Source organism: Embleya scabrispora, from assembly GCF_002024165.1.
Classification (GTDB): domain Bacteria; phylum Actinomycetota; class Actinomycetes; order Streptomycetales; family Streptomycetaceae; genus Embleya; species Embleya scabrispora_A.
This window is the reverse complement of sequence record NZ_MWQN01000001.1, coordinates 359,000-372,243: the sequence shown is the minus strand read 5'-3', so window position 1 is coordinate 372,243 and position 13,244 is coordinate 359,000. Positions and strand designations below refer to the sequence as shown.

General features: G+C 74.1%; 10 protein-coding genes. 3 read left to right on the top strand and 7 right to left on the bottom strand.

Features of this window, described 5'->3' with window-relative positions:
* Positions 1–40 precede the first annotated feature (40 nt).
* Positions 41–700: a pyridoxamine 5'-phosphate oxidase family protein gene (locus B4N89_RS01755; RefSeq protein ID WP_078974102.1), complete on the bottom strand. Its 660-nt coding sequence runs from the start codon at positions 698–700 to the stop codon at positions 41–43.
* Between the two features lie 119 nt (positions 701–819).
* On the opposite strand from B4N89_RS01755, the gene B4N89_RS01750 reads away from it, so the two are divergent.
* From B4N89_RS01750 to B4N89_RS01740, 3 genes are all read left to right on the top strand, one after another.
* A complete protein-coding gene (locus B4N89_RS01750; RefSeq protein WP_078974101.1) occupies positions 820–2,127 on the top strand; it encodes an aminotransferase class I/II-fold pyridoxal phosphate-dependent enzyme in 1,308 nt (435 codons plus the stop codon).
* A 194-nt stretch (positions 2,128–2,321) separates the two neighbouring features.
* Positions 2,322–3,614: a sensor histidine kinase gene (locus B4N89_RS01745; protein WP_235618427.1), complete on the top strand. Its 1,293-nt coding sequence runs from the start codon at positions 2,322–2,324 to the stop codon at positions 3,612–3,614.
* 44 nt (positions 3,615–3,658) lie between these two features.
* The gene (locus tag B4N89_RS01740) at positions 3,659–4,303 is read left to right on the top strand and encodes a response regulator transcription factor (RefSeq protein ID WP_078974099.1); all 645 of its coding nucleotides are present in this window, start codon (positions 3,659–3,661) and stop codon (positions 4,301–4,303) included.
* Between the two features lie 115 nt (positions 4,304–4,418).
* Here the strand turns inward: B4N89_RS01740 and B4N89_RS01735 are convergent, their stop codons facing one another.
* The 6 genes from B4N89_RS01735 to B4N89_RS01710 form a co-directional block, all read right to left on the bottom strand.
* Positions 4,419–4,664, bottom strand: a complete 246-nt coding sequence (locus B4N89_RS01735) for a hypothetical protein (protein WP_078974098.1) — start codon at positions 4,662–4,664, stop codon at positions 4,419–4,421.
* Positions 4,665–4,928: 264 nt separating this feature from the next.
* Positions 4,929–6,512 (bottom strand): sensor histidine kinase, encoded by a 1,584-nt coding sequence (locus tag B4N89_RS01730; RefSeq protein WP_078974097.1) that lies wholly within the window; start codon positions 6,510–6,512, stop codon positions 4,929–4,931.
* Positions 6,509–7,252: a response regulator transcription factor gene (locus B4N89_RS01725; protein ID WP_078974096.1), complete on the bottom strand. Its 744-nt coding sequence runs from the start codon at positions 7,250–7,252 to the stop codon at positions 6,509–6,511. The genes B4N89_RS01730 and B4N89_RS01725 overlap by 4 nt, the downstream gene beginning before the upstream one ends.
* Before the next feature lie 263 nt (positions 7,253–7,515).
* Positions 7,516–8,418, bottom strand: a complete 903-nt coding sequence (locus B4N89_RS50615; protein WP_201260772.1) for a hypothetical protein — start codon at positions 8,416–8,418, stop codon at positions 7,516–7,518.
* A 599-nt stretch (positions 8,419–9,017) separates the two neighbouring features.
* Entirely contained in the window at positions 9,018–12,035 is a 3,018-nt protein-coding gene (locus tag B4N89_RS01715; protein ID WP_161500588.1) for an AAA family ATPase, read from the bottom strand.
* 268 nt (positions 12,036–12,303) lie between these two features.
* Positions 12,304–13,107, bottom strand: a complete 804-nt coding sequence (locus tag B4N89_RS01710) for an enoyl-CoA hydratase (RefSeq protein WP_078974094.1) — start codon at positions 13,105–13,107, stop codon at positions 12,304–12,306.
* Positions 13,108–13,244: the final 137 nt, after the last annotated feature.

Below are 13,244 nucleotides of genomic sequence, written 5' to 3'. Positions count from 1 at the left end.
CGGGGCGCCGACGGCGGCGTCGGCCCGCACCGCGCACCGGTCAGGAGGCTCCGAGCCAGGTGGCCAGGTAGGGCGGGACGTCCTGGTCGGCGCGGTCGGGGCGGATGGGGCCCCGGGTGGTGGTGAGGGGGACCACGCCCGCGTAGTGCGGGAGGTCGAGGTCGTCGGGGTCCTCGGCCAGGCCGTGGTCGCGGACCTTCGCGGCCACCTGGTCCAGGTCCAGGCGCAACACCGTGGTCTGCGCGTTCTCCTTCGGGCTCGGCGCGCGTACGTCGTCGGCGCGGCCGGGGACCAGGTGGTCGATGATCACCCGGTAGGCGTGCAGCTGTTCGTCGGGGTCGGTGACGTGCACGAGCGGGCCGTGCGCGATCACGCAGCGGTAGTCCACCGAGTGGTGCATCGCCGAGCGGGAGAGCACCACCGAGTCGATGTGGGTGACCGAGATCGCCACCGGCACACCCTCGGCGCCGCTCGCCCGGGCCGCGAGGGCGAGTTGCCCGCCGCTGGAGGTGTGCAGGTACAGGCGCTCCCCGTCGCGTCCGAACGCGAGCGGGATCAACTGGGGCCGGCCGCCGACGGTGAACGAGACGTGCGCCATGAAGCCGGCGTCCAGGATCGCGTGCACCGTGTCGGCGTCGTAGCGCATGCGGTCGCGGTGACGCTTCGGGGAGGTGGCGGCGGTGACGGGATACTCGGCCATCGCGAAGATCCTTTGTACTAGTTCAAAACCCTCTTTGGAGTAGTACAATAAAGCCGGACCTGGGGAGGCTGTCAACGGCATAACCTCCTCCCGGAATGTGCCCAGGACGCAGGAGAAGCATGGCCACCACCGGTCGTACCGCCGCCGACATCGCCGCATCCGTCGAGCGCGACCTGCACGCGCGCGAGATCGCCCCCGGCGACGCGCTGCCACCCGTACGCACGCTCGCGGCCGAACTCGGCGTGAACGCCAACACCGTCGCCGCCGCCTACCGGACCCTGCGCGAACGCGGCATCGTGGAGACCCACGGCCGAGCCGGCACCCGCATCCGGGCCCGCCCGGCCACCACGCAGCGCACCACCCTGGGCCCGAGCGTGCCGCCCGGCGCGCGCGACCTGGCAAGCGGCGAGCCCGACCCCGCGCTGCTGCCCTCGCCGGTCTTCCCCGAGCCCGGCCACTGGCGACCCCTGTACGTCCACGGCGCGCTGTACCCGCCGTTCGAGGACGCCGCCCGCACCGTGCTCGACGCGGTGGGCGTGCCCACCGACCACCTGGCCGCCACCTCCGGCGCGCTCGACGGCATGGAGCGTTCGCTCACCGCACACCTGCGCCCCGGCGACCTGGTCGCGGTCGAGGACCCGAGCTGGGGCAACCTGCTCGACCTGCTCGGCGCACTCAACCTGACCCCGCGCCCGATCCCCGTCGACGACCAGGGGCCCGATCCCGCCGCGACCGAGGACGCGCTGCGCGCCGGTGCCCGCGCGTTCGTGGTCACCGCCCGCGCGCACAACCCCACCGGCACCTCCGTGTCCGCCGAACGCGCCGCCGCGCTGCGCCCGATCCTGGCCGCGCACCCGCGAGTCGTGCTCCTGGAGGACGACCACGGCAACGACATCTGCGGCCGCGACCTGCACACCCTCGCCGGCATCACCACCCACTGGGCGCACATCCGCTCCGCCTCCAAGGCGTACGGGCCGGACCTGCGCTGCGCCGCGGTGGCCGGCGACGCGATCACGATCGACCGGATCATCGGCCGGCAGCGGCTCGGCCCCGGCTGGGTCAGCCACGCGCTCCAGCACGCGGTCGCCCACGCGTGGACCTCCGCCGAGGTCGCCGCACACATCCGCGCGGCCCGGGAGGCGTACCGGACGCGCCGGACCGGGCTGATCGAGGCGCTGCGCGAGCGGGGCGTGCGGGCGGTGGGCGACACCGGGTTCAACGTGTGGATCGAGGTCCGGGACGAGACCGCCGCCGTCGCCGGCCTGCTCGCCCGAGGGTGGGTCGTGGCCCCCGGCGCGCGCTACCGGATCACCTCGCCGCCCGGCCTTCGGATCACCGTGGCCACCCTCACCGCCGAGGAGACCGGCCCCCTGGCCGACGCGGTCGCCGAGGCGGTACGCACGGGAGCGGCCCGCGCCGGGCGGTGAACGAAACCCGGCACGGCGCGGCCCTCGGGGACGCGGCGACCGGTCGCCGCCGGAGTGCGCGGCACAATGTCCGTGATGGGAGGTGGGGCAAACCGAACCGTGACGTCGGGGGCTGTCACCCTCGCATCCGCGTCCCCGTGCCGGAGAGCATGGGCACACTCCACCGTCACGTCCGCAGCACCCCGAGGATGCCGATGCCCACCTTCCTGAAGGCCCCGTTCACCCGACGAACATGGGCCGAGTTCGGCTACGCCATCCTCACCTTCCCGCTCGCGGTGTTCGGTTTCGGCGTCGCCTTCATGCTCGCCGCGTTCGGGATCCTCCTGACCGTCACCCTGATCGGCCTGCCCCTCCTCGCCCTGCTCGTGATGGGCGCCCGCGCGTGGGGCGGCGTGCACCGCGGCCTGGCCCGGGCCATGCTCGGCGTCCAGGTACCGCCGCTGCGCCGCTTCCGGCGCCGGCCCGGCCCGCTCGGGCTGCTCGGATCCGCGCTCGGCAACACCGAGGGCTGGCGGGCGGTCGCGTACACCGTGCTCAAGCTCCCGCTGGGCGTGGTCATCGTGATGGTCACCGGCATGTTCTGGGGCAACGGGCTGGTCCTGCTGGTCTATCCGCTGCTCATGGCCGCCTTCGACCCGCACGTCACCGACTCCGACGGCGTCGTGCACCACTCGGGGATCCAGATCAACGACCTGTACTTCGACACCCTGCCGCTGCAACTGGTCGTGTCCGTGGCGGGCGTACTGATCCTGCTGCTCGCGCCGTGGGCGGTCCGAGGCGTCGTACTGCTCGACCGCCTGCTCATCCCCGCCCTGCTCGGACCCAGCAAGGCCGCCCAGCGCATGGCCGACCTGGAGGAGACCCGCGCGATCGCCGTCGACGACTCGGCCGCCACGCTGCGCCGGATCGAGCGCGACCTGCACGACGGCGCCCAGGCCCGACTCGTCGCCCTCGCGATGAACCTGAGCCTGGCCAGGGAGAAGCTCGACGCCGAGGACACCGAGCGCCCGATGGACGTGGACCGCGCCCGCACCCTCGTGGACACCGCGCTCGGCAACGCCCGGGAGGCGATCGTGGAACTGCGCGACCTCGCCCGGGGGATCCACCCGCCGGTGCTCGACCAGGGCCTGGACGCCGCGCTGGCCACCCTGGCGGCGTGCAGCGCGGTGCCCGTGGAGGTGCGCACCGACATCCCGGTCCGGCCGCCCGCCACGATCGAGACCATCGCGTACTTCTGCGCCGCCGAACTGCTCACCAACGTCGCGCACCACTCGGGCGCGACCGCCGCGATCGTCGACGTGAGTGTGCGCGACGGCCTGCTGCGGTTGTCGGTCACCGACAACGGGCGCGGCGGCGCGCACGCGGGCAAGGGCAGTGGCCTCACCGGACTGGTCGAGCGGGCCCGCACGGTGGACGGGGTACTGCGCATCGACAGTCCGATCGGCGGGCCGACCCAGGTGACGGTGGACCTGCCGATCCGCAGCTGAGCCGGCCGCCGGAGGACCGGCCCGGGCATGGGACGATCGAGCCCATGCGCATCGTCATCGCCGAGGACGCCGCCATCCTGCGGGACGGCCTCGTCCAACTGCTTCTCGACCGCGACCACGAGGTGGCCGCGGCCGTCCCCGACGCCGACGCGCTGCGGGCGGCGGTGGCCGAGCACAAACCCGATGTGTGCGTGGTCGACATCCGGATGCCGCCCACGCACACCGACGAGGGACTGCGGGCCGCGATCGACATCCGGCGCGAGCATCCCGGAATCGGCGTGCTGGTCTTCTCGCAGTACATCGAGACCCGCTACGCCGCCCAACTGCTCGGCGGCAACGCGGCGGGGGTGGGCTATCTGCTCAAGGAACGGGTGGTGGACACCCGCGACTTCACCGACGCGCTGGAGCGGGTCGCGGCCGGTGGCACCGCGCTCGACCCCGAGGTGGTCACCCAGTTGTTCGGCGCGGGCCTGCGCAGCGGCGGGCTGAACACGCTGACCCCGCGCGAGCACGAGGTCCTGGGCCTGATGGCCGAGGGGCGCACCAACGCGGCGATCGCGAAGAAGCTGGTGGTGACCGAGCGGGCGGTGGAGAAGCACGTCGGGAACATCTTCACCAAACTGGACCTGCCGCCCTCGGACACCGATCACCGAAGGGTGATGGCGGTATTGCGCTACCTGCAGCTGTGACCGTCGCCGGACGGGCAGGGCCGGTCTGAGACGGGCAGGGCCGGTGCGGGACGGGCGGATCTCCCCCTCCGGGATCCGCGCGTTCCCACACCGGCCCACGGGACCGTCCGTAGGTTCAGGGCGTCGGGATCTCCGCCGCCGCGGGTGCGGGGCGGACGACGTACCGTGGGCCGGACACGAGCGAGGCGAACGTGGACGGCAGGACGGATCGGGGGGCGGCCGCGGGCCCCGTGGTCCCCAACTCGAGCGTGCCCGGACCACCTTTGGTCGCGTCGCCACACGCGGTCAGTCCGATGACGGTCAGGATCACTGCCGCGAGCATGCACGCCGCCGTCCCGGGCAGCGCCAGGCCGCGACTCACCCGGCCGGACTCACCGCTCGTTCGGCACACCGTGTCGAGACCGCCCCGAGGTCGGTCTCGCACGGGTGCCACGAGGGCTGCGCGGTCGTCCGGTGGCCGCCGCCACCGGGCGTTGCCGCATACGCGGGGGGCGAGGTGCACAACGCCCCCGAGGTTGTCGAGGCGGCGAGGAAGGTTCCTCGCCTGCGGTGGGGTTCAGGCATCCGCGGCCTCCCCGAAACGCCGGGCCCGCCCCACCCCGGGCGGGCACGGCGTAGCAGGAGGCTAGGGGCGTTCCTTGTGGGTTTCCTGTGAACGGGCCGTCGGGGAGCGGGAATTTCCGGCGGATGCGGATGCGGATCGGGTTTGCGGCACGGCGGGGGCGGTGAGAGCGGCGCGGGGCGGGCTCGCGGATTCGGGTTTCTCCCGGTCCGCCGTTCGGCTTTCGTCGCGCATGCGGCCCAGGACGCCGAGCCAGGCGCGTTCGCGGGCGGCGGCCGGGTCGGCGCGCAGGGGCAGCACGACCTCGATCCGGGTGCCTCGGCCGGTCGGCGGGACGCCCACCGTGACCCGTCCGCCGTGCAGCGCCACCTGTTGTGCGACCAGGGTCAGACCCAGTCCGGCACCACCGCTGCCGGGGCCGCGATGGAAACGCTCGAACACGACGTCGCGCAACTCCGGTGCGATCCCGGGCCCGTCGTCGTCCACGCACACCACGCCGCAGTCCAGCCCGGGAAGCACCTTCACCAGGACCCGACTCGCGCCGTGCACCAGTGCGTTGCACACCAGGTTGTCCACCAACAGCCGCAGTCCCGCGGCGAGTCCGTACACGACCACCTCGTGCGGCGCCTCCACCCTTATCTCCACCGGGAGTTCGACGCCGGGCCGGTGGGCGGGCGCGCCCCGGGCGGACGCGTGCGCCACCTCGCCGAGTTCCACCGCCTCGAACGCCGTCGCGTCCGCCAGGTCGCCCTGCGCGAGGGCGCGCAGCGCGGCCAGGACGGACAACACCCGCTCGTGGCCCACCCACAGGTCGGCGAGCACGTCCTCACGCTCGGCCGCGGCCAGGTCCGGATAGGTGGTCAGCACCTCCAGGTCGGTGCGCATCCCGGTCAGCGGGCCGCGCAGTTCGTGGTCGACGGTCGCCGCGAACGAGCGCGCGGTCTCCAGGGCTTCACGGGTGCGCGCGGTCTGCTCGGCGTACCGGCCGAGCACGTCGTCGAGGGTGCGGCCGAGTTCGTCCACCTCGACCACGCCCGACGGTACGTGTACCGCCTCGTGCGTGCCGTCGTCCGGATCCAGCCGGGCCGCGCGCCGGCGCAGCGCGCGCAGCGACCGGGTGGCCGCGGTCCCGGCGGCCAGCCCGGCGAGTGCGGACAGCGGTACGGTGAACACCGTCACCACATAGACCCGCCGACGCAACAGCGCGGCCTGCGCCTCGGGTTCGCCCGAGGGCAGGAACACGTACATCGGCCCGGTCGGCAGCGGCCGGGTGACCATCCGCCACGAGAGCCGACCGGCGTGTACGGTCACCGGATTCGGCGCGCGGGCGGGCAGCGTCGTGGTCTGCGGTGGTTGCGGGCCGACCATCAGCGGCCCGTCCGGGGTGTCCACCCGCACGCCGACGTCGAGCGCCATGCTGAGCACGCGGTACTGCCGGGTGCGCAGGGCCTGTTGGCGCACATCCAGGTCGGTCCGCAGCAGCGCGCGGGCGGGCGGGGTCAACCGCTCGGCACGTTGCTGGAGTTGCTGATCCTGACGTGCCAACAGGTCGGCGCGGACCCAGTGCACCACGAGGGTGCCTGCGCCCAGCACGAGCAGCGGCACCAGGACGGCGACCGACAGTGCGACGCGCGTGGAGAGCTTCATCCGGGACCGCCGCCGGCCCGCAGGACGAAGCCCACGCCGCGAACGGTGTGCAGCACGCGCGGCCGGCCGTCCGCCTCCAGCTTGCGGCGCAGGTAGCTGACGAAGGTGTCGACCACGTCGGTGCGTACGTCGAAGTCGTAACCCCAGACGCGGTCGAGGAGTTGATCGCGGGTCAGCACCAGGCCGGGATTGCGGGTGAAGACCTCCAGGAGGGCGAACTCGCGACGGGTCAGGTCGAGCGGGACGCCGGCGCAGGTGGCGATGTGCGCGGACACGTCCACCGCGACCGGACCGACCCGCAGCGGCGCCTCGCCCACCGCACCGGGGGGTCTGCGCCGCAGCAACGCCCGCAGCCGCAGGTCGAGTTCGCGCAGATCGAAGGGTTTCACCAGGTAGTCGTCCGCGCCGCTCTCCAGGCCCGCGATGCGATCGGCGGTCTCGTCGCGGGCGGACAACATCAGCACGGGGGTCGCGGTGCCCCGGGCGCGCAGTTCGGCGCAGACCTCGATGCCGCTGATCCCCGGCATGGCCACGTCCAGGACCACGACCTGGGGGGCGGCGGCGGGCACGGCCGGCTCGATCAGGTCCAGTGCGCGGGTGCCGTCGGCGGCGAGGGTGACGTGATATCCGGCCAGGCGCAGGCCGCGTTCCAGGGCTCGGCGGATGGAGGGGTCGTCGTCGACGACCAGGACGTGGGGTGGGGTGGGGGTCGGGGTGGGGGTTGCGGGAGCCTCGGTCACCGGATCGCGGCCTCCGTTTCGGGAGTCCCCGATTCGCGGGGCTCCGGGTACGGATGGGGGGACGAATTCGGGTGCGAATAAGGGGGGTTGCCCGGAATCGGTGTTCGCGCGGTGGTCTCGGTGGACGCACCTTCGTCGTGGATCACGACGCGGCGCGTCGCGCGTGGGTCGGCTCGACCCATGTCGCCCCCGAATGGTTGTTGCCGATGTTGCAGCACAACCTATGGCGGGAAGCCGCTCCGTGTACCGAGAATGACGGCTCGTCAGCTGTGCGTGGGGGGAAGGGTGGTGGGCGGGGGATTCGGTGGGGCGTCGGGCGGGTTCGTGGTCGGGTCCGAAGGCGTGTTCGACGGGAGGTCCGAAGGTGCGTTCGGGGGCGGGGTGTCCGGGTGTTCGGGGCCTTGCGCGTGTCCGGGGTGCTCCGGGTGTTCGCGGGGCCGCGATTGTTCCGGGTGTCCGATGAAGCCCTCCGCCCCGATGTCGAGCGGGTCGCCCGCGCCGGCCTTCGCGGACAACCACCGGAACCAGTTCGTCCGGTTGATCGGGACCTGCGGATTGCGCAGCAGCCACAACACGTGGCCCGCCTGGTCGCGGGTCCACGACTCACCCGAGACGCGGGCCTTCTCCAGTCGGGCGCGGAGGTCGTCACCGTCGACCACGCGGGCGATCCGGGAGTAGTCGCGGTCCTTGCAGCGGTGTCGCCGGTAGACGACGAGTTCGACCAGGTCGAGCAGCCGGGCCCGGGCCGGGCCGTGGTGGCCGGGGACGGCGAGCAGCCGGATCAAGCGCTGCTTGGTGCTCCAGACCTTGGCGTGCCGGGTCCACTCGGCGGGGAATCGGGCCTCCCATTCGAGATAGGTCAGCGCGTACGGCAACCCGCCCCAGTCCGGCACCTCGGCCGGCGGGGGCGACCCGGCGAGCAGCGCGGCGTCGGGGGTGAGCAGCCACGCTTCGCGAAATCGCCGCCACGCGCCCTCCTCGGCGGAGACCGAGCGCGGGACCCGCAACACGATGGTGTCGTAGGCCTCGCGCGCCTCGCGCATGTCGCGCGTCACGCGCAGATACCGGTCCAGTGCGCGGCGATGGGCGACCTCGTCGTCCGAAACGAGCGCGCTCATCCAACCCAGCCGGGTGTCCCAGTCCTCGATCGCGCCTCGTTCGGTCACGCCGACGATCTACCCACGTGGCCGGCGAACAAGTCCGCCCGGCCGCACCCGGCGGACGGAACTCGCCACGAAATCCGACGAGACGTCGCTGTCGCGTCGCGCATGCCTGGTTCTCGCTCTCCTCGGGGACCGGGCGCAATCGAGGTCGCGCGAAATCGCTGCGCCCCCACCCTACGAGCGGATCGCCCGCGTGGTGGGAGGTCGGCGCGGCGGGTCGCCGAGCGGCGGCGGTCGCCCATCGGACGCGCCGCCGCGGGACGGTCGGCCCGTGGTCGCACCGGATGCGCCGAGGGCGGCGCGGTGACCGACGATCCCCTTGACGACCCGCATCGGCCGTTCGCCCGCCCGCCCGGTCGGTGCCGGTGTTCCGGGTGCCGACCCGAGCGCCTTCGAGGACGAAGACGCGCCCTGTTCGCGGTCGGGCTGCCGCCTCGGCGCACATCCGCACCGGCCGGCGGCCCCGGAGCCGGTGCCGCTCGATCACCCGCGCCGGCGGTGCCCCCGCGATGCGGTGCGTGCCCGTGAGCGCCCACCTCTAGACGGGCCCCGCGTCGGGAGCCGGCCGAACCGCCGGGTGGCCGGGCGGGTTCGGGGCGGGGTCAGGCGCCGTTGCCGGCGGCCAGTTGCGGGGTTCTGGGGATGCGGCCGGTCAGGGTCAGGCCCGGGAGCTGGGGGTGGGCGGGGCGGGGCGGCAGGGCGGCGAGGCCGGTGCGGTTGGGACCGGCGGTGGCCAACTCGGCCCGGATGCGGACCTCCATCAGGGCGCCGGCGGGAGCGGCCAGGGCGGTGGCCAGGAGTTCGCAGGCGGCCTCGGTGCGCCCCTCGGCGCGTTCGACGACGGCGAGGGCGTACAGGGCGTAGGCGCCGACCGGGGTCAGGCCCTGGGTGCCGGTCAGGCGCAGGGCCTGCCAGGCGCCGTCGCGGGCCTCGGCGATGCGGCCCTGGGTGGTCGCGGCCATGGACAGCGCGGCCAGGAACCAGGCGGCCAGCGTGCCCTGGCCGGTGGAGCGGGCCAGCCGCAGGCCCTCGGCGGCGTGGGTCTCGGCCTCGACGGCCCGGCCGGACAGCGCGCCCGCGACCGCGAGCGGCATCAGCGCCGCGGCGAGTGCGCCCCGGGCGCCGTGGGTGCGCAGCACGGCGGCCTCGTCCAGCAGGACCTCGTACGCCGCCTGGTCGGTCGCCGCGGCGTGGACCGCGAGCGGGGTCACCTCCCAGAGCGCGATGCCCAGGCCGTACAGCCGGGCCCGAGTGGCCGGGGCGACCATCGCGGGGGAGACGCCGTCGGCGCCGAGCGCGGCGACCACGGTGCGCAGCGGGTCGTCGGAGGCGAGCGGGAGAGCGGCCAGGGCGGTCCGGGCCTCGGTGGTGCGGGCGCGGTCGCCCGCCTCCCACGCGGCGCCGGTGGCGGCGAGCAGAAGCGCGGCGCGACCGTGGGCCGCGTCCAGGAGCAGCGCGCCCGCCTCGGAGCGATGCCCTTCCGCATGCCGCAGGGCCGCGCGGAGCCGGATCGCGGTACCGGAGGAGTGCGCCGACGAGCCCTCGTCGGCGACGCCCTCGACGTCGGTGGCGTCGGCGGTGTCGAGCAGGGTGCGGGCGCGGACCGGGAAGCCGGCCTCCCACGCGGCGTACGCGGCGGCGACGAAGCGGCGGCGGGCGGTCGGGCGGTCGGCGGTGAGCCGAGCGGCCTGCTCCCACGTCGCCGCGGCGGCGCCGGCGCCGAGTTCGCGGCGGGTACGGCCCGCGCCGGCCTCCAGAGCCGCGGCGAGCTCGGCGTCGGGCCCGGTGGCGAGCGCGGCCAGGTGCCAGGGCCGCCGGTACGCGAGGGCGCCGCTCGCGGCGTAGACCAGTGCTCCGTGCAGGGAGCGGCGCTCGGCCGCGCTGAGCGAACGGCGTACCTCCTCGCGCGCCGACGCGTTGCGAAAGCGCACCCGGTGCTCGGTGGTGTCGACGAGGTCGGCCCGCAGGAGTGCGAGTCGCGCGCCGCGCCCGATACCGATGCGCCGTCCGGCGACGGCCAACTGGTCGAGGTCGGCGGCCGGTTCGAGCGCCGCCAGGGCGAGCAACCGACGCGCCTGCTCGGGCAGGCCGGCCGACGGCCCGCCGCCGTTCGCGACGCGGCCGGCATCCGATCGGTCGCCGCTGCGGGCAGTCGCCCCGGAAGAGGTACCCGCCGTCACGCGATCGTGGTCGCGGTCGCCGCCGGATCGGGTGGCCCGCGCGGAATCGGGCCGGTGGTCGTTCCCGACCCCGGGACCGGTGCCGCCACCCGTGCTCCGGGCGTCCGCGTCGGTGCCGGCCCCGAGGCCGCCGCCCCAGAAGACGTCGGTACCGGTGGCCCGCCCCGACCGGCCGGCGACGCCGGAACCCGAGCGCGAAGTCTCCCGTTCGGCGGCCTCGTTCGCCCCGAAGCCGGCACCCGGACGGGACCCGTCCGTCGTACGCCGCGCGGACGACGCCGCGAACACGCCGTCCCCACCGCCGGCCCCGACCCGTGTACGACGACCCGTCCGCACATCACCGTCGACGGCCTCGGCCGATTCGCCCCGTCGACCATCCGTGGCCGCCGCCGCCCCGTCGCCCGCGCCCGTCAGGACGTCGCCGCGCCCCCGGGCCGCGTTCCCCGCCTCGGCGTCACCCTCCCGGTCACGGGTCCGCGCCCCGACGCTGTCGCCCCGCCCCGCCCGGCTCGACTGCCGAACGTCCTCGCGCAGTTCGTCCCGGGTGGCCTCCGCCGCCACTCGGGACGTGCTACCCGCGTCACACGTGGCCCGGGCGGCCCCGTCGTGGGTGGTCGTGGATTCGTCGTCGGTCGCCCGCTCGGCCGGACGAGTCGCCTCGTCCGTGCTCGCATCCCGCGCATCGGCCGGGCCGGCCGCGGACTCGGCGGCGGCCACGTGCTCGGCCGCTCGTGTGGTGGCGAGGTCGTCGCCGACGGCCTTCTCCGCGCCGCGTGCCTCCGAGCCGATCACCCACTCGGCTGCACCCATTCGGAACGCCCCACCGGGCGCCCCCGCTTCGGCCCGCTCCGACCGCTGTCCGTCCGCTTCGGCGAGCCCGGCCCGCGCGGCATCGTCCGCCCCGGCGACTCCCGTACCCGGCTCGGCACCCTCCGTTGCGGCGCCCGCCCCTTCCCGCGTGGCGCGCAGCACCGCGATCGGCAGCCCCTCCGCGCGGGCCGCGATGTACGCCACCACCGCGGCCGAGGCCGTGTCGAGCCAGTGGGCGTCGTCGACCAGGACCAGGATCGGTTGTTCGCGGGCCGCGATGGCGATCAGGGAGCATGCGGCGGCGGCGACCACGGTGCGGTCGGCGGCGCCGGGGGCCAGGCCGAGCGCGGTGCGCAGCGCCTGGGCCCTGGTGTGCGGCAGGCGGCCGATGCGCGGGTGCAGCGTGGCGAGGAGTTGGCGCAGTCCGGTGTAGGGGAGGGCGCCGCCGCCGCGCGGGCCGCTCGTACGCAGAACGGTCATCCCCTTGGCCGCCCACACCGCCTCGGCCAGGAGCGTCGTCTTGCCCGTCCCCGCGGCCCCGCGCAGCACGACGGCTCCGCCGTCACCGGCGCGCGTCCGTTGCAGCAGTGCCGTGACGGCGGCCAGTTCGTCGTTCCTTCCGTGTGGCACGGAAAATCTCCTCGCTTCTCGCTCACACCCCCGTGGTGTGCCCGGCGGCCCCGCCGGATCCGACCGGGCCGCCGCACTATGAGCCTGAGCTTGCCCGTTCCCGGTCAACACATGTTCAACATTCACTCAACGTGTGAAGTCCGCACCATCCAATTACCGACATGTGACATCGACATGGGGTCGACCACACGCCCGCGCTGGGCCGAACATCCTCCGACTTCTCGGTTGGATCGCCGTTTCGGCGCTCGATCCCGCCTCGACTCCCGCCTCAATCCCGGTACTCCGGTCGCCGTCCGTCCCGGCGAGCCCGGATGGCCTCCTCGAAGTTCTCGGTCGTCAGCCGGACGTACAACTGGGCATGCCCCTCGTGGTCCATGTGCGAGTGCATGCTGCCGGCCTCCAGGCCCGACCACAGCAACCGTTTCGTCACCTCCACCCCCACTCGACTGAACCCGATGATGCGCTCGGCGAGTCGGTACGCGTCGTCGAGCAACTTCTCGCCCGGCACCACGCGCGACACCAGTCCGATCCGCTCGGCCTCGGTCGCGTCCACGTCCCGCCCGGACAACATGATCTCGAATGCCCGAGACGACCCGATCGCCCGGGGGAGCAAATAGCTGATTCCGAGCTCGCTCGCGGTCAGGCCGTTGTTGATGCCGGCGGCCCTGAAGTACGCCGTGTCGGAGGCGATTCGGATGTCGGTGGCGGTGGCGAGGCAGAAACCGCCGCCGATCGCGGGGCCGTTGATCGCACCGATCACGGGCTGGTGCAGCCGGCGCAGTCCGAGGATCACGTCGTCCAGGATCTCCATCGAGCGGCGCGCGATGCTCGTCCGGGTCAGACCCTTGATCCCGGGGATGCGTCCGGAATTCTCCAGGTCCGCACCGGAACAGAACCCCCTCCCCGCGCCGGTCAATATGACGACACGCGTATCGTTGTCGGAACTCACCGCTTCCAGAGCCTCACGGAAGGGGACCATGACGTCGAAGGCCATGGCGTTCATGCGGTCCGGTCGATTGAGGGTGATGAGCGTGACGTGGGGGCGGGGCTTGTCGACAAGTACGAAAGACATGGGGGCGTCATCCTCGGCATGATGGAGGGGCGAAGCACTGCGAGTCGCACGGCGTCCGACCGGGCGACCGGGGTAGCCGAGAGCGCTGATCCGATTCCGGCGCCGACGATCGGCGTGGCGCGTCCGGTCGCCGATCG

What these genes read in the sequence shown, in the direction of transcription:
- B4N89_RS01755 (WP_078974102.1), bottom strand. Translation starts at nt 700, where the DNA reads ATGGCCGAGTATCCCGTCACCGCCGCCACCTCCCCGAAGCGTCACCGC.
- B4N89_RS01750 (WP_078974101.1), top strand. Translation starts at nt 820, where the DNA reads ATGGCCACCACCGGTCGTACCGCCGCCGACATCGCCGCATCCGTCGAG.
- B4N89_RS01745 (WP_235618427.1), top strand. Translation starts at nt 2,322, where the DNA reads ATGCCCACCTTCCTGAAGGCCCCGTTCACCCGACGAACATGGGCCGAG.
- B4N89_RS01740 (WP_078974099.1), top strand. Translation starts at nt 3,659, where the DNA reads ATGCGCATCGTCATCGCCGAGGACGCCGCCATCCTGCGGGACGGCCTC.
- B4N89_RS01730 (WP_078974097.1), bottom strand. Translation starts at nt 6,512, where the DNA reads ATGAAGCTCTCCACGCGCGTCGCACTGTCGGTCGCCGTCCTGGTGCCG.
- B4N89_RS01710 (WP_078974094.1), bottom strand. Translation starts at nt 13,107, where the DNA reads ATGTCTTTCGTACTTGTCGACAAGCCCCGCCCCCACGTCACGCTCATC.